Annotated in this window: 15 protein-coding genes; 12 read left to right on the top strand and 3 right to left on the bottom strand. The window is 73.2% G+C overall.

Annotated elements, in window-relative coordinates; all coding sequences use genetic code 11:
• Positions 1-182: 182 nt before the first annotated feature.
• The 6 genes from dapA (at position 183) to J4709_RS19435 (ending at position 8672) form a co-directional block, all read left to right on the top strand.
• Positions 183-1121 carry a 4-hydroxy-tetrahydrodipicolinate synthase gene (dapA, locus tag J4709_RS19460; protein WP_208242687.1) on the top strand — a complete coding sequence of 313 codons (939 nt, stop codon included), beginning with the start codon at positions 183-185 and terminating at the stop codon, positions 1119-1121.
• On the top strand, positions 1118-2803 hold the full coding sequence (locus J4709_RS19455) for a ribonuclease J (RefSeq protein WP_208242685.1): 1686 nt from the start codon (positions 1118-1120) through the stop codon (positions 2801-2803). Before dapA ends, J4709_RS19455 begins: the two co-directional genes overlap by 4 nt.
• A 109-nt stretch (positions 2804-2912) precedes the next feature.
• Positions 2913-5600, top strand: coding sequence for an FtsK/SpoIIIE family DNA translocase (locus J4709_RS19450; protein ID WP_208242684.1), 2688 nt, complete (start codon positions 2913-2915; stop codon positions 5598-5600).
• A 218-nt stretch (positions 5601-5818) separates the two neighbouring features.
• Positions 5819-6574, top strand: a complete 756-nt coding sequence (locus tag J4709_RS19445) for a helix-turn-helix domain-containing protein (RefSeq protein WP_208242677.1) — start codon at positions 5819-5821, stop codon at positions 6572-6574.
• A 98-nt stretch (positions 6575-6672) separates the two neighbouring features.
• Positions 6673-8088: a 30S ribosomal protein S12 methylthiotransferase RimO gene (gene rimO, locus J4709_RS19440; protein WP_208242675.1), complete on the top strand. Its 1416-nt coding sequence runs from the start codon at positions 6673-6675 to the stop codon at positions 8086-8088.
• Complete coding sequence (locus J4709_RS19435) at positions 8085-8672, top strand: CDP-alcohol phosphatidyltransferase family protein (RefSeq protein ID WP_208242673.1); 588 nt, start codon at positions 8085-8087, stop codon at positions 8670-8672. Before rimO ends, J4709_RS19435 begins: the two co-directional genes overlap by 4 nt.
• Before the next feature lie 13 nt (positions 8673-8685).
• Here the strand turns inward: J4709_RS19435 and J4709_RS19430 are convergent, their stop codons facing one another.
• Positions 8686-9471, bottom strand: coding sequence for an MOSC domain-containing protein (locus J4709_RS19430; protein WP_208242671.1), 786 nt, complete (start codon positions 9469-9471; stop codon positions 8686-8688).
• 87 nt (positions 9472-9558) lie between these two features.
• On the opposite strand from J4709_RS19430, the gene J4709_RS19425 reads away from it, so the two are divergent.
• From J4709_RS19425 to J4709_RS19410, 4 genes are all read left to right on the top strand, one after another.
• Positions 9559-10071 carry a DUF1990 domain-containing protein gene (locus J4709_RS19425; protein WP_208242669.1) on the top strand — a complete coding sequence of 171 codons (513 nt, stop codon included), beginning with the start codon at positions 9559-9561 and terminating at the stop codon, positions 10069-10071.
• A 548-nt stretch (positions 10072-10619) separates the two neighbouring features.
• Positions 10620-11915, top strand: a complete 1296-nt coding sequence (locus J4709_RS19420) for a CinA family nicotinamide mononucleotide deamidase-related protein (RefSeq protein ID WP_208242667.1) — start codon at positions 10620-10622, stop codon at positions 11913-11915.
• A gap of 111 nt (positions 11916-12026) precedes the next feature.
• A complete protein-coding gene (locus tag J4709_RS19415) occupies positions 12027-12380 on the top strand; it encodes a helix-turn-helix domain-containing protein (RefSeq protein ID WP_151538353.1) in 354 nt (117 codons plus the stop codon).
• Between the two features lie 198 nt (positions 12381-12578).
• A complete protein-coding gene (locus J4709_RS19410; protein ID WP_208242665.1) occupies positions 12579-13046 on the top strand; it encodes a Dps family protein in 468 nt (155 codons plus the stop codon).
• 133 nt (positions 13047-13179) lie between these two features.
• Here the strand turns inward: J4709_RS19410 and J4709_RS19405 are convergent, their stop codons facing one another.
• The gene (locus tag J4709_RS19405) at positions 13180-14064 is read right to left on the bottom strand and encodes a LysR family transcriptional regulator (protein ID WP_208242663.1); all 885 of its coding nucleotides are present in this window, start codon (positions 14062-14064) and stop codon (positions 13180-13182) included.
• 201 nt (positions 14065-14265) lie between these two features.
• Between J4709_RS19405 and J4709_RS19400 the strand changes: the two genes are divergently transcribed.
• On the top strand, positions 14266-14844 hold the full coding sequence (locus J4709_RS19400) for a TetR/AcrR family transcriptional regulator (RefSeq protein ID WP_208242661.1): 579 nt from the start codon (positions 14266-14268) through the stop codon (positions 14842-14844).
• The gene (locus tag J4709_RS19395) at positions 14841-15422 is read left to right on the top strand and encodes a hypothetical protein (RefSeq protein ID WP_208242659.1); all 582 of its coding nucleotides are present in this window, start codon (positions 14841-14843) and stop codon (positions 15420-15422) included. The genes J4709_RS19400 and J4709_RS19395 overlap by 4 nt, the downstream gene beginning before the upstream one ends.
• Here the strand turns inward: J4709_RS19395 and J4709_RS55635 are convergent.
• Entirely contained in the window at positions 15419-16252 is an 834-nt protein-coding gene (locus J4709_RS55635) for a DNA-formamidopyrimidine glycosylase family protein (RefSeq protein WP_208242657.1), read from the bottom strand. The two genes, J4709_RS19395 and J4709_RS55635, sit on opposite strands and share 4 nt — an antisense overlap.
• Positions 16253-16262: the final 10 nt, after the last annotated feature.

Raw genomic sequence — 16262 nt, 5'->3', positions numbered from 1 at the left:
GCGTACCCCCGAGCGTGTGGCGGCGGCTTCTTCCATGCCCGCCCCGAGGACCTCCGCGGGCCCTCCCGGGAGCCCCCGCGAAGGCCCCTGGCAAGGCCCTCGCGCGGGCCCGTCCCGTCCCGGCCGCGAAACCCCTCGACCTGCGGCTCCAAGCCGGCGGCCGGAACGGTACCGTTCGATGCATGGCACCCAGCACAACGACCGACGCCCCGTTCGGGCGGATGCTGACCGCGATGGTCACGCCGTTCCTGCCGGACGGCGGAGTCGACTACGACGGCGCCGCACGCCTCGCGACCCACCTGGTCGACGAGCGGCGCCACGACGGCCTGGTCGTCAACGGGACGACGGGCGAGTCGCCGACGACGAGCGACGACGAGAAGAGCACGCTTCTGCGCGCGGTCATCGAGGCGGTCGGCGACCGCGCCGTGATCGTCGCCGGTGCCGGAACCAACCACACCGAGCACACCCTGAAACTCGCGCGGCAGGCCGAGGCCGCCGGCGCGCACGGTCTGCTCGTGGTCACCCCGTACTACAACAAGCCCCCGCAGGAGGGCCTGATCCGCCACTTCACGGCGGTGGCCGACGCGACGGGCCTGCCGAACATGCTCTACGACATCCCGGGGCGCGCCGGGGTGCCGATCCAGAACGACACGCTGACGAAGCTCGCCGAGCACCCGCGGATCATCGCCGTCAAGGACGCCAAGGGCGACCTGTTCGGCGCGTCCCGGGTGATGGCGGAGACCGACCTCGTCTGGTACTCCGGCGACGACGTGCTGAACCTGCCGTGGCTGTCGGTCGGCGCCGCCGGGTTCGTCAGTGTGGTCGGCCATGTCGTGGGCACCGAGCTCCATGAGATGATCGACGCATACCGCGCCGGTGAGCATGGGCGGGCGCTGGAGATCCACCGGCGCCTGCTGCCCGTGGTCACCGCGATCATGACCCGTACGCAGGGCGCCATCGCCGTGAAGGCAGCGCTGAACCTGCTGGGCCTTCCCGGGGGCGGCCCGCTGCGCGCCCCGCTGGTGGAGGCCACGGCCGAGTTCGCGGCGCACCTGCGCGAAGACCTCACGATAGGGGGAGTGAAAGTGCCGGAGGCAACCATTCCGGAGGTCGCCCGGTGAGCCATCCTCACCCGGAGCTCTCGGACCCGCCCGCCCCGCCCGAAGGCGGGCTGCGCATCGTCGCGCTCGGCGGGCTCGGGGAGATCGGCCGCAACATGACGGTCTACGAGTACGGCGGACGCCTGCTCGTCGTCGACTGCGGCGTGCTCTTCCCCGAGACCGAGCAGCCCGGCGTCGACCTGATCCTGCCGGATTTCGAGTACATCAGGGACCGCCTCGACGACATCGAGGCAGTCGTCCTCACGCACGGGCACGAGGACCACATCGGCGCCGTCCCGTACCTGCTGCGCGAGCGCCGCGACATCCCGCTGGTCGGCTCGAAGCTCACCCTGGCCCTGCTGGAGGCCAAGCTCACCGAGCACCGCATCAAACCGGTCACCGACGTGGTGGCCGAGGGCGACCGGCGCACGTTCGGACCGTTCGACTGCGAGTTCTTCGCCGTCAACCACTCGATCCCGGACGCCCTCGCGCTCGCCGTCCGCACCTCCGCCGGGCTCGTCCTGCACACCGGCGACTTCAAGATGGACCAGCTGCCGCTGGACGGCCGGCTCACCGACCTGCCCGGGTTCGCCCGGCTCGGTGCCGAGGGCATCGACCTGCTGCTGTCGGACTCCACCAACGCCGAGGTTCCCGGCTTCGTCACCAGCGAGCGCAACATCGGCCCGGTCGTCGACGAGGTGTTCCGCACGGCGCAGGAGCGGCTGATCGTCGCCTGCTTCGCCTCGCACATCCACCGCGTCCAGCAGGTCCTGGACGCCGCAGTCGCCAACGGCCGCAAGGTGTGCTTCGTCGGCCGCTCGATGGTCCGCAACATGGGCGTCGCGCGCGAGCTGGGCTACCTGAACGTCCCCGAGGACGTGATGGTCGACCAGAAGGAGCTGGACGACATCCCCGGCGACCGGCTGGTGCTGGTGTGCACCGGCTCGCAGGGCGAGCCGATGTCGGCGCTGTCGCGGATGGCCAACCGCGACCACTCGATCCGCATCACCGACCGCGACACCGTGATGCTGGCGTCCTCGCTGATCCCGGGCAACGAGAACGCGGTCAACCGGGTCATCAATGGCCTCACCCGGTGGGGTGCGCGGATCGTGCACAAGGGCAACGCGCTGGTGCACGTGTCGGGGCACGCGTCGGCGGGCGAGCTGCTGTACGTGCTGAACGTGACCAAGCCGGGCAACTTCATGCCGATCCACGGCGAGTGGCGGCACCTGCGGGCGCACGCCAAGCTCGCCGCGCTCACCGGCGTGCCCGACGACAACATCGTCATCGCCGAGGACGGCGTGGTCGTCGACCTGGTGGACGGCCACGCCAAGATCGTCGGCGCCGTCCCGGCCGGGTACGTGTACGTGGACGGCCTGTCGGTCGGGGAGGTCACCGAGACCTCGCTGAAGGACCGGCGGATCCTCGGCGAGGAGGGCTTCGTCTCCATCGTCGTCGGGATCGACTCGACCTCCGGCAAGCTGGTGGCCGGGCCCGAGGTGCACGCCCGCGGCGCCGGCATCGTCAACGAGGACTTCAACGAGATCATCGAGCGGATCGAGGGCGTGCTCGCCGGCGCGGCCGGCGACGCCGTCAACGACCTGCACCAGATCAACCAGCTGATCCGGCGCACGGTCGGCAAGTGGGTGAGCGACAACTACCGCCGCCGCCCCATGATCATCCCGGTGGTCGTCGAGGTGTAGCCGGGCCGGGGCGGCCGTGCCCGCGCATGCGGCACGGTCGTCCCGGTTTGGGCAACACGCCCGTTCGCCGTCCCTGGAACCCCCAGGGTCCTTGGTTACTCTCATAACCATGGCCACACGTGCGTCCGGGGGAGCGAAGACCACCTCCTCGCGTACCGGGGGCAGCGCGGCTCGCAAACCCGCAGGGTCGGCCCCCCGGAAGCGAACGAGCGGCACCGCCAAGGGCGGCACTGCCAAGGGCGGTGCGGCGAGGGGCGGAGCGCGGAGCGGAGCGAAGGCCGGCGCCGCCAAGGGCCGGGGCTCCGGCCGGGGCCGTCCCCCGCAGAAGCCGGATCCGATCTCGCAGGCCGTCCTCGGGTTCTTCAAGCTGCTGTTCAAGCTGTACCTGCTCGCCGCCGTCACCGTCGGCTCGGTCTTCCGCGCCTACGGCAACGGCGCCCGCAACCTCGACCCCGAGCACCGGCGCGACGGGCTCGGGCTCGCGCTGCTCGGCTCGTCGATCGTGCTGGCGTCGGTGACCTGGTTCCGGCCGGACGGGGTCGTCACGATCGCGCTGGAGAAGGTGGTGCGCGGCGGCATCGGCATCGTCGCGATGGCGCTGCCGGTGGTGCTGGCGCTGCTGGCGTGGCGGACGCTGCGCCACCCCGAGCAGAACGAGGAGACCGGGCGCGTCGTCATCGGCCTGACCGCGCTCACCGTCGGGGTGCTCGGCATCCTGCACATCGCCGCGGGCATCCCGTCCCCGGCGAAGGACATGCCGGGGGTGCGCGACGCGGGCGGCGTCGTCGGCTGGCTGGTGTCGGCGCCGCTGGACGCCGCGCTCAGCGGCTGGGTGGCGGTGCCGCTGCTGCTCCTGCTGGCGGGGTTCGGGCTGCTGGTCATCACCGCGACCCCGATCGCGAAGGTGCCCGAGCGGGTCGCCGACCTGTGGGCCGTCGCGACGCTGCAGGGCCGTCCGGAGCGCCCCTTCGAGGCGGAGGACGACGAGCTCGCGGCGCCGAAGAAGCGCCGCCGCAAGAAGAAGGCGGACGAGGACGAGGACGAGCTGGAGGTCGGGGAGCACTCCAAGCCGTACGACACGCCGCTGCTGGAGGACGAGCCGAAGCGCGCCGAACGGCCGAGCCGCGACCTCGCCGACGAGCTGTTCGAGCCGGACCCGTTCGGCGGGGACGTCCCGCCGCCCGCGCCGCCCGTCGACGACGAGCCGCCGCCCGCCGACCCGCCGCCCGCGCCGGAGCCCGAGCCGGCGGAGGAGCCCGGCCACGGCGAGGTGCCCGACCCGACGCCGGCGCCGCGCAGCTCCGAGCAGCTGCCGCTGTCGTCGTCCGGCGAGATCTACGTGCTGCCGGACCCGACGGCGCTGCGGCCGGGCAGCGTGGCCAAGCCGCGCACGAAGGCCAACGACACGGTGGTGAACGCGCTCACCGGCGTGCTGGAGCAGTTCGACATCGACGCGCAGGTCACCGGGTTCACCCGGGGGCCGACGATCACCCGGTACGAGATCGAGCTCGGCCCGGCGGTGAAGGTGGAGAAGGTCACCGCGCTGACCAAGAACATCGCGTACGCGGTGAAGAGCGCGGACGTGCGGATCATCTCCCCGATCCCCGGCAAGTCGGCGATCGGCGTGGAGATCCCGAACACCGACAAGGACATCGTCAGCCTCGGCGACGTGCTGCGCTCCCCGGCGGCGACGAACGAGCACCATCCGATGGTGGTGGGGCTCGGCAAGGACGTCGAGGGCCGCACGGTGGTGGCGAACCTGGCGAAGATGCCGCACATCCTGATCGCGGGCGCGACGGGCGCGGGCAAGTCGACGTGCATCAACGGACTCATCACCTCGGTGCTGATGCGGGCGACGCCGGACGAGGTGCGGATGATCCTCGTCGACCCGAAACGGGTCGAGCTGACCATGTACCAGGGCATTCCCCACCTGATCACCCCGATCATCACGAATCCCAAGAAAGCGGCGGAAGCCCTCGAATGGGTCGTCGGCGAAATGGACCGCCGGTACGACGACCTCGCCGCGTCCGGGTTCCGGCACATCGACGACTTCAACAAGGCGGTGAAGGCGGGCAAGCTCACCGCGCCGCCCGGCAGCGAGCGCGTCTACACCCCCTACCCCTACATGCTGGTGATCGTCGACGAGCTCGCCGACCTGATGATGGTCGCGCCGCGCGACGTCGAGGACTCGGTCGTGCGCATCACCCAGCTCGCCCGCGCCGCCGGCATCCACCTGGTGCTCGCGACGCAGCGCCCGTCCGTCGACGTCGTCACCGGCCTCATCAAGGCCAACGTGCCGTCCCGGCTGGCGTTCGCGACCTCCTCGCTGTCCGACAGCCGCGTCATCCTCGACCAGCCGGGCGCGGAGAAGCTGGTCGGGCAGGGCGACGCGCTGTTCCTGCCGATGGGCGCGAGCAAGCCGATGCGCATCCAGAACGCCTACGTGTCGGAGAAGGAGATCCACGGGGTCGTCGACCACTGCAAGGGGCAGATGGAGGCCAAGTACCGGGAGGACGTCGCCGAGTCCGCCGCGCCGAAGAAGGAGATCGACGAGGAGATCGGCGACGACATGGACCTGCTCGTCCAGGCGATCGAGCTGGTGGTGTCGACGCAGTTCGGGTCGACCTCGATGCTGCAGCGCAAGCTGCGCGTCGGGTTCGCCAAGGCGGGCCGGCTGATGGACCTGATGGAGAGCCGCGACATCGTCGGGCCGAGCGAGGGTTCCAAGGCGCGCGACGTGCTGGCCAAGCCCGACGACCTGCCGGGCGTCCTCGCGGAACTGCGCGGCGGCGGCTGACCGGGCGTTACTCCGCGGCCCTTACCGTGAGGGAACAACGGAATGTCCGGGCGGTCACCGTCATATGGCCACCGGACACCGGGAAGGGCATGGCGGAATGATGCGAAATCTTGCCCTGTTTCGAACGTGTTGGCGCTCGCCGAGCGGGCATTCCCGTTTCTAGACTGGTGTCGCACCAGTGTGGGACCAGCCGCGAACGCGCTCGAAGGAGGCCCGGCGTGAGCATCGGTGAGACCTTGGCCAAGGAGCGTCGGCAGGCGGGTCTCTCGGTGACACAGGTCAGTCTCCAGACGCGGATCCGCGAGACGGTGATCCGCGGCATGGAGTCCGACGACTTCTCCGCCTGCGGCGGCAACTTCTACGCGCGCGGCCACATCCGCAGCATCGCGCGGGTCATCGGCATCGACCCGGAGCCGCTGGTCAGCGAGTTCGACGCCGCGCACGGCGGCGCGCCGCAGCCGGTGTCGGCGACGGCGGCGTTCGAGCCGGAGCGCCCGATCCCGTTCCGCGAGCGCCGCTCGGCGAACTGGAGCGCGGCGATGGCGCTCGCCCTCGCCGTCGTGGTCATCGGCGGCGTGTTCCAGGCGATCCGGCACGACGGCGGGCGGGAGCAGCACACCGCGCGGCAGGTCGCGGGCACGCCCGCGCCGCGCACCCCGAAGCCGAGCCCGACCGCGCCGCCCAAGAGCACCGACCCGGTGGCGGCGGCGCCGCGCACCAAGGTCGAGGTCGCGGTCGTCGCCAAGCGGACGGTCTGGGTCAACGTCCGCGGCGACAAGGGCGAGGCGCTGTACTCCGGCGTGCTGCGCAGCGGCGACCAGAAGAAGTGGACCGCCAAGAAGAAGATCAGCATGGTGATCGGCATCGGCGGCGGCGTCCGGCTCACCGTGAACGGCAAGGACATCGGCACGCCCGGGAAGGGCAAGGGGGTCCAGCGGCTCAGCTTCGACCGCAACGACCCCGCCGCGGCCTGAGCGGCCGGTCCCGGCGGCACATGACCGCTCGGTCATTGAGGCGCCGCGGGGGCGGGGCGGCGGTCCGCCGCGGTTCCGGCGCCCATTACCTTAGGGGCATGTCGACTCGCCGCAAGGTCTCGCTCATCACGCTCGGATGCGCCCGCAACGAGGTGGACTCCGAGGAGCTCGCCGCGCGCATGGAGGACGCCGGCTGGGACCTGGCCGACGGCGCGGACGGCGCCGACGTCGTGGTCGTCAACACCTGCGGCTTCATCGAGGCGGCCAAGAAGGACTCCGTCGACACGCTGCTCGCGGCGCACGACTCCGGCGCCAAGGTCGTCGCGGCCGGGTGCATGGCCGAGCGGTACGGCAAGGAGCTCGCGGAGGCGCTGCCGGAGGCCGACGCGGTGATCGGCTTCGACGACTACCTGACGATCGGCGAGCGGCTCGACGACGTGATGGAGGGCCGCGCGCGCGAGGCGCACAACCCGCGCGACCGCCGCACGCTGCTGCCGATCAGCCCGGTCGAGCGGTCCGCGTCCGCGGACGGCGTCGCGATCCCGGGGCACGGCGGCCCCGGCGACCTGCCCGACGGGGTGGCGCCCGCGTCCGGCCCCCGGGTGCTGCGGCGGCGCCTCGGCGGCGGCCCGGTCGCGCCGCTCAAGCTGGCGTCCGGCTGCGACCGGCGCTGCACGTTCTGCGCGATCCCGGCGTTCCGCGGCGCGTACGTCTCGCGCCCCCCGGCGGAGGTGCTGGAGGAGGCCCGCTGGCTCGCCGGGCACGGCGTCCGCGAGCTGGTGCTGGTCAGCGAGAACTCCACCTCCTACGGCAAGGACCTCGGCGACCTGCGCGCGCTGGAGAAGCTGCTGCCCGGCCTCGCCGGGGTGGACGGCATCGAGCGCGTCCGGGTCAGCTACCTGCAGCCCGCCGAGACCCGGCCGGGGCTGATCGAGGCGATCTGCGGCACGCCCGGCGTCGCCCCCTACTTCGACCTGTCGTTCCAGCACGCCAGCGGGCCGGTGCTGCGCTCGATGCGGCGGTTCGGCGACCGCGTCCGGTTCCTGGAGCTGCTCGACCAGATCCGCGCGCTGGCCCCGGAGGCCGGCGTGCGGTCGAACTTCATCGTCGGGTTCCCCGGCGAGACCGAGGACGACTTCGAGGAGCTGGCGGAGTTCCTGTCCGCCGCGCGGCTCGACGCCGTCGGGGTGTTCGGCTACTCCGACGAGGACGGCACCGAGGCGGCGGACCTCGGCGGCAAGGTCGACGCCGGCGAGATCGCCCGCCGCGTCGAGGAGCTGTCGGGCCTCGCCGAGGAGCTGACCGCGCAGCGCGCCGAGGACCGCATCGGGACGCAGATCCACGTGCTGCTGGAGGAGAAGGTGGACGACGGGTTCGAGGGCCGCGCCGCGCACCAGGCGCCCGAGGTGGACGGGACGGTGCTGGTCCGCGGCGAGGGGCTGGCGCTCGGCGAGATCGTCGCCGCCCGGGTCACCGGCAGCGAGGGCGTCGACCTCGTCGCGGACGTGTCGTGATCGCGGGCACGCCCGAACCGGTGGCGGGCTCGCCCGATCCGCCGCCTGCGAGCGTCTACAACATCGCCAACGCGCTGACGCTGCTGCGGATCGCGCTGGTCCCGCTGTTCGTGTGGCTGCTGTTCCTGGACGGCACCGGCTGGCGGATCGGCGCGTTCGCGGTGTTCGCGGCCGCGTCCGTCACCGACAAGATCGACGGCGACCTGGCCCGCGCGCGCGGGCTGGTCACCGACTTCGGCAAGATCGCCGACCCGATCGCCGACAAGGCGCTGACCGGGGCGGCGCTGGTCAGCCTGTCGGTGCTGGGCGAGCTGTGGTGGTGGGTGACGGCCGTCATCATGGTCCGCGAGGTCGGCATCACGCTGCTGCGGCTGGTCGTCATCCGGTACGGGGTGATCCCGGCCAGCAAGGGCGGCAAGCTGAAGACGATGCTGCAGGTGTTCGCGATCGGCTTCTACATCCTGCCCGGCCCGCTGGACTACCTGCGCTGGGCCACGATGGGCGCCGCGCTGGTCGTCACCGTGGTCACCGGCGCCGACTACGTCGTGCAGGCGTGGCGGCTGCGGCGCGCGCCGCGCGGCTGACCGCCGCCGCCGTTCAGGACGCGGCCAGCTCGTCGCCGACGCGGAGCGTGCCGAGCGCGCGCGGGACGCCGAGGCGGCCGAACACGATCTCTCGGTCCCCGAAGACGCGCTCCGTGCGGTAGCCGGCGAGCGCGCGCAGGGTCGCGGGGGAGCGGCGGGCCGTCTCCTGGTCGGTGTTGACGATCACGCAGCGGCCGCACGGCTTGACCAGCTCGATCTCGGCGGCGGCGCCGCGCAGCCGGGTCACCCCGTCCTCGCCGTAGCGGCCGAGGCCGCGCAGGACGATGTTGGGGCGGAACCGGTTCATCGGGAGCGGCGCGTCCATCCGGCGGTTCAGGTCGTCGAGCGACTCCTGCGACAGCACCGAGACCGGGTAGCCGTCGGCGTAGGTCAGCGTCCCGCCGCCGCGCTGCGTGGGGCGCGTCCCGGTGAAGCGGACGAGGCGGCAGGCTACCCCGAGGGCGTCGGAGAACCAGCCGGCCGCGTCGTCGCCCTGGTCGATCCCCAGGCAGGGGCGCCGGTGCACGGTGACGTCGCGGGCCGGCCCGTCGGCCGCTTCGCAGATCAGCGGCGCGTCCGCGAGCGGGGAGGAGACCGACAGCTTCGCACCGTCGTAGGCGGGGCGGATCAGCGCGAGGCCGGGCACCTCGCGCTGCGACAGGTGCCGCCCGTCGGGGCGGACGAGCATGAACGCCCGGTCGTGGCGGAGACCGTCCGGTGTCATCTCCGCCTCGGCGAGCGGCACGCCCGCGGCGCTCTTGACGGGGTAGGCGTTCAGGGCGGCGATGACGGCGATCATGAGGCGACGTTAGAGCGGCGCCGCACGGGTGACCAGAAGAAGCGGCGATACTTGACGCCGATTCGTCAGTTTGGGGGCCGCACACCGATGAGCGGGCAGGACTTCACCTATCCCGATGTCGGCGCGACGTGGGACGCCGAGCGTCCGGCGGGGTACCGGCATCTGCGGGAGCGCACGCGCGTCGGAGCGGGGCCGGTCGTGATGCGCAACGCCTCGGACGCGCTGATGGAGTTCTGGATGCACCGCGCGCTGCCCGCGCGCGTACGGGCGTCGGCGCCGCGGGCCGAACCCGGCGTGAGCGTGCGGATGAGCATGGGCATCGGCCCGCTCCGGCTGGACGCGCCCTGCCGGGTCGTGTGGACGCGCGAGGAGGACCGCCGCGTCGGGTGGGCCTACGGGACGCTGCCGGGCCATCCGCAGTCGGGGGAGGAGTCGTTCGTCGTGCATCTGGACGACGAGGACGAGGTGTGGCTGACCGTCACCTCGTTCAGCCGCCCGGCGACGGCGGCGGCGCGGCTCGCGGGGCCGCTCGGCCCGCTGTTCCAGCACGCGTACGCGCGCCGGTGCGGAGCCGTCCTGCGCCGGCTCGCGCGCCCCTGACCGGAGGCGGCGCGCCCTCGGCCGGGAGGCGGGGATGAGCACGGCCGCCATGACGGGCCGCGGGAGCACGCCCACCCCGGTCGTGCCCCGCGGCCCCGTTCATGGCGGCCGCACCGACAATTATCCCTGTGAATGGGGAGTGGTCGCGACATGGGAAATGAGTTCTGACTCACAAAATGACGGCGCGGTTGGCCGATGGTGGACCGCGCTCGCAATGGCGCAGGTCGGGGCGGTGCGACGATGCACGCCCTGGTCGCGTTCCCACTCGCGCGCAGTGTGCGGGGCCGCGCGGGTGTGTGACACAATGCACGGCTCGCGTTTTTCCCGGCGAACGAAATGAGATATGCGGCGACTGATCGGGCAAGTGGCCGTTAGTCGAGCAAAGAGGTGTTCGTCCTGATTCGGCCGCCGATCGCGGTCAACCGGCCGGGCCCCGCCGCCGTCACCGCCCCTTCTGCCCCGCCTCGTCCGCCGCGGCGCGCCCGGCCCCGCGCGGCCGTCGTACCCCGCCGGTAGATTCGGGTGATCGGCGACGGGAGGCGGAAGCGATGCGGGTCGAACTGCTCACCGTCGGGGACGAGCTGCTCCTCGGCGACACCATCAACGGGAACGCGGCCTGGCTCGGCACGCGGCTCGCCGAGCACGGCGTCGACGTGACCCGCAGCGTCGTCGTCGGCGACGAGATGGACGTCATCGTCGCGGCGGTCCGGTCCGCGCTGGAGCGCGCCGACGCGGTGATCACCACCGGCGGGCTCGGCCCCACCTACGACGACGTGACCCGCGACGCGCTCGCCGAGGCCGCGGGCGTCGTGCTCGTCCGCGACCCTGCGCTGGAGCTGCGGCTGCACGAGCGCGCGGAGGCGGCCGGGCGGGAGCTGCAGCCGATGGCGTTCCGCATGGCCGAGGTCCCCAAGGGCGCCGGCCTGCTGCGCAACTCCGCCGGCACCGCGCCCGGCCTGCGCGTCGAGCTGGACGGCGGCATCGTCTACGCGCTGCCCGGCGTCCCGTTCGAGATGCGCACGATCATGGACGAGGTGGTGCTGCCCGAGCTGGCCGCGATCGCCGGCCTGCCCGCGGTCGCCCGCCGGACGCTGCGCACCGCCGGGATCTGGGAGTCGGTCGTCGCGACCCGGCTCGCCGAGGTCGAGGCCATGGACGGGGTGAAGCTCGCCTACCTGCCCGACCCGGCCGAGGTCAAGATCCGCATGACCGTGGCCGGCGCGGACGCCGAGGCCCGGCTCGCCGGCGTGGAGGCGCGCGTCCGCGAGCTGCTCGGCCCGGTCGTCTACGGGGTGGAGGGCGACACGCTCGACCGCGTCGTCCACCGGCTGCTCGCCGAGCGCTCCGCGACCGTCGCGGTCGCCGAATCGCTGACCGGCGGGCTCGTCGGCGCGGAGCTGACCGCGATGCCCGGCTCGTCGGCGACGTACGCGGGCGGGGTGGTCGCGTACGCGACGGAGCTGAAGCACCGGCTGCTCGGCGTCCCGGAGGCGCTGCTCGCCGAGCAGGGCGCCGTCCACCCGGACGTGGCGGCGGCGATGGCCGCGGGCGTCCGGGACCGGCTCGGCGCGACCTACGGGCTCGCGGTGACGGGCGTCGCGGGCCCCGAGCCGCAGGACGGCCGCCCGGTGGGAACGGTCTATATCGGCGTGACCGGACCCGGGGATACGCGCACCGTGGTCAGGCCGAAACTCCCCGTGCCCGGCACCGGCGCGGAGATCCGCGCGGTGCTCCGCAGGATGACCGTCGTGCACGCGCTTGAGCTGCTGAGACGCGTCCTGCTGGGGCTTGACGCCGAGGTCGCGACCGGGGACGCTCGGGAAGATCGGGAAGTTCGGGACTGATTACAGCGTTACGTTCCGAGCGAACACGAAATCAACGGTCTGCCATGGCCACCGTCAAGCCGGGTACGGTGGAACCGGCAGATGGTCCGAACTGAGGGAGGGAGCGAGACGATGGTCCTGCTTCGCCAGCTGCTCGGTGACGTACTGCGGCAGCTGCGGCTGCGCCAGGGACGCACCCTCCGTGAGGTGTCCGCGGCCGCGCGGGTTTCCCTCGGCTACCTGTCCGAGGTCGAACGCGGGCAGAAGGAGGCATCCTCCGAGCTGCTCTCCTCGATCTGCAAGGCGCTGGGCGTTCCGCTGTCGCACGTGCTCAGGGAGGTGGCCGACTCGCTGGCCCTCGCCGAGCTGCAGCACGAGCCGGTCATGGCGGGCGCGCCCGAGCACGAGCGGATCCCCGCCGAGCGCATTCCGGAGACCCCCGAGGAGATCACGGGCGAGTTCCGCGGCGACATGGTCGCCGCCTAGCCGCCGCGCCCGGGCCGCGGTGTCACCGGCACCGGTTCCGCGGTGTCACCGGCACCGGCCGCGGTGCGCACCGCGGCGCCGGGCTCATGCCCTGACCGGGGCCGCGGGTGTGCGCGGCCTCACGCATGAGCTCGGCATATGCGGGGATCCTTTCCCGTTGTAGCGGACAACCGTAACGACGCGGAAGGAGCCCGAATCATGGCGGCCGTCAAGAGCCCGCTCTCCGACGAGGCACTGAAGGTCACCGGGCAGGCCCTGCAGGGCGCCCTCGTGGACCTCATCGATCTTTCGCTCGTGGCCAAGCAGGCGCACTGGAACCTCACCGGGCGCAACTTCAAGGTCGTGCACGAACACCTGGACGAGGTCGTGGACCTCGCCCGCACCGGGCAGGACGACGTCGCCGAGCGCGCCGTCGCGATCGGGGTGAACCCCGACGGCCGTGCCCGCACGGTGGCCGACCGCACCGAGATCCCGCAGCTGGAGGCCGGCTACCTGGCCGACGACAAGGTCGTCGCCGCGATCACCGACGTGCTGGCGCAGATCATCGCGCGGTTCCGCGAGCGCATCGCGGCGACCGACGAGCCCGACCCGGTGACCCAGGACCTGCTCATCGGCATCGCGGCGGAGCTGGAGAAGCAGCACTGGATGTTCCAGGCGCAGACCTGAGGACCATAGAGATCCCGGATCCCCGCGCCGCCGCGATCCTCGGTGCGCAACGGATCCGAACGGGAAGGCCCGGCCCCTCTTGTGGGGCCGGGCCTTCCCGCGTTCCGAGCGGCGCCCCTCCGGCTCGGGCGCGTCAGCGGCGCAGGTGCTCCAGGACGGTGTCGGCGAACTCGACGGCCAGCGGGCTCAGCGCGTCCCAGCGCCGGGCCGCCCATCCGGCCGTGAGCGGAGGCAGCTCCGGGATCGGGATCAGCCGCACCTCGCCCCGGCCGCCGCCCCAGCCGGGCAGCGCCGGCAGGATCGCGTGGCCGAGGCCCAGCTCGGCGAGCAGCAGCGCGGTGTCCCAGTCGGCGACGCTGGTGGTCGACGTCAGCCGCACCCCGTGCCGTTCGAGGTGCATCTCCAGGTGGACGCGGGAGGTGGAGTGCGCGGGCAGTTCGATGTGCCGGATGGCCGCCAGGTCGTCGAGCGCGATCGACGCGCGGTCCGCCAGCGGGTCGCCGGTGTGCACGGCCAGCACCCAGGGCAGCTCGCAGGACGCGTGCTGCTCGACGCCCTCCAGCGGCGGCCCGACCGTCACCCACGCCAGGTCGGCCGTGTGCGCGCGCACGGCCTCCAGGCAGCGGCGGCTGGACCCGGCGGTCTCGAACTGCAGCGCCGCCTCGGGATGGCGGGCCCGGAACGCGGCCACCCCGGCGGCCATGAAGTGCCGGACGGTCGTGGCGCCCGTCGCGATCCGGACCGTCCCGCCGACGCCGCGGCGCAGGTCGTCCAGGTGCCGCAGGGCGGCGTCCAGCCCGGCGATGCCCTCGGTGGCGGCTTGGTGCAGGATCCGGCCGGCGCGGGTGGGCAGCACGCCGCGCGGGCGCCGCTCCAGCAGCACCAGCCCGGTCTCCCGCTCGAGCCGCTTGACGTGCTGGCTTACCGCGGACTGGCTGCACGACAGGTCGCGTGCGACCGCGCTCAGGTTGCCGGCGGCGCAGACGGCCACGAACACGCGGAGGTCGTCGAGGGTCATTCGCCCCAAGGTAGACCTGGGAGATCGATAAGGAAACCCGAGAATTGACTTGGAACGTTCGCAATCGGAGGATGCTTCTGCGGGCGCAGGATCCGGCGACCCGCTTCCGGCGGCGACCCGTCCGCGACCTCGAGGCGCGGCACGGGCGCCGACCGTCCTGAATTCATTTACGGATCGATCCGTTTCGTTTATGCTCGGAGCATGAACCGAGGGCGCCCGCGGTCCGGGCATGTGGACGAGGCCGTCGCGGACGCGGTCCGCGCGCTGCTGGCGGAGGCCGGCTACCAGGCGCTGAGCATCGACGGCGTCGCCGCGCGGGCCGGGGTCGGCAAGGCGGGGATCTACCGCCGCTGGCGGTCCAAGGCCGAGATGGTCTTCGCCGTCGTGGTGCACGGCCCGCATCCCGTCGCGCCCGCCGACTCCGGGTCGCTGCGCGCCGACCTGGCCGCGCTCGCCGAGCGCATCATCGGCCTGCTGTCCGGCCCGTACGCGCGGCTCGTCCTGCCGGGTCTCACGGCCGACCTGTCCGCCGACCCGGCGCTCGCCGCGCGGTTCCAGGCCGGGGTCATCGACGCCGAGCGCGCGCTCGTCGCCGAGATCCTCGACCGGGCCCGCGCGCGCGGCGAGGAGGCGGGCGACGACGCCGCGTTCGTGCACGCGCTGCTGCTCGGCCCGATCTACACCTACCTGTTCCTGGCGGGCGGCGAAGTGCCGCCCGGCCTCGCCGACCGGCTGGCGGGCACGGCGGTCGCCGCGCTCGGCACGAAGGAGAGCCCGTGAAGCGCCCGATCCCGCCCGTCCCGCCCGCGTCCGCCCGGCCCCCGCTGCTGCTCGACCGGGTGCTGCCCGAGGCCGACTTCCGTTCCCGCTACACCCGCCGCGTCCGGGCCGAGCCCGCGGCCGTGTGGGACGCCCTGATGGGCCTGACCGCCGAGGACCTGCCCGTGTCGCGCCGCCTCATGGCGCTCCGCTCCGCCGGGCGGACCCGGCTCAGCGGCCCCCTCATCGAGACGTTCCCGACCCCGACCCTGGTCCGGGACGAGGGCACCGAGCTGGTCAAGGGCAAGATCGCCAAGTTCTGGCGGGTCCGCCCGGAGACGGCGCCCGTGGAGCCGGGCGAGTCCGGCGCGTTCGCCCGCTTCGAGGAGCCCGGCTGGGCGAAGGTCGCGATGTCGCTGCGCGTGGTGCCCGACGGCCCGGGCTCGCTCCTGGCGTTCGAGACGCGGGTGCGCGGCACGGACGCGTTCGCACGCCGGGTCTTCGCGCCGTACTGGCTGCTCATCCGCGCGGGTGGAGCCGGGTTCGTCCGGCTGGAGATCCTCGGCGCCGTCGCCCGCCGCGCCGAGCGGGCGGCCTAGCGGGCCGGCTGGCAGCGGGGGCACCAGAACGTCGTCCGGTCGCCGGCGTCGGACGGTGTCCGGGCGGTCCGGGGGCCTGCCGCGGCGGGCCGCGCCGAGGACTGCGGCGCGCGCTCGACGCGGGTGCCGCAGCGGCGGCAGGGACGTCCGGCGCGTCCGTACACCCAGTGCTCCTGACCGCGACCCAGGTTCCCCGTGGTCACGTGGCCGTGCCGCGCCTTGTTCGCGTCGAGCAGCCGGTGAGCGAGCTCCACCAGGCCGGGCAGATCGGGGACGCCGGCCACGGGCGTCCAGGGGTTCACGCCGCGCAGGAACAGGATCTCGGCCTTGTAGACGTTGCCGATCCCGGCGAGCCGGGTCTGGTCGAGCAGCGCCTCGCCGATCGCGCGGTCCGGCTGCTCCTCCAGGCGCGCGACGGCCTGCGCGGCGAGAGCGCCGTCCCAGCCCGGGTCGAGGAGGTCGGGGCCGAGATGCCCGACGGCCGCGTCCTCCTCGGCGGTGCGCAGCAGCTCGACCAGCCCGAGCGACTGGCCGACCGCCTGGTTCTCGGCGTTCGCCAGCACCAGCCGCACCCGGTGGTCGCGCGGCGGCGGCCCCGCGGGCCGGATCTGCCAGCGGCCCTCCATGAGCAGGTGCGTGTGGATGGTCAGCCCGCCCTCGACGCGGATGAGCAGGTGCTTGCCGCGCGGCACCACCTCCAGGACCGTCCGTCCTCGCAGGTCGGCCGTGGCGAAGCGAGGCACCCGGAACTGGGCATGCGTCAGCGGCCGTCCGGCGAGCGCCTCGTGCAGGCGCCGGGCGGTCAGCCAGACGACGTCGCCTTCCGGCACGGTCCCGACC

Origin of the sequence: Actinomadura violacea (assembly GCF_017573465.1) — a bacterium.
Lineage (GTDB): Bacteria > Actinomycetota > Actinomycetes > Streptosporangiales > Streptosporangiaceae > Spirillospora > Spirillospora violacea.
Note: the sequence above shows the minus strand (reverse complement) of the source record. Positions and strands in the feature narration are given on the sequence as shown.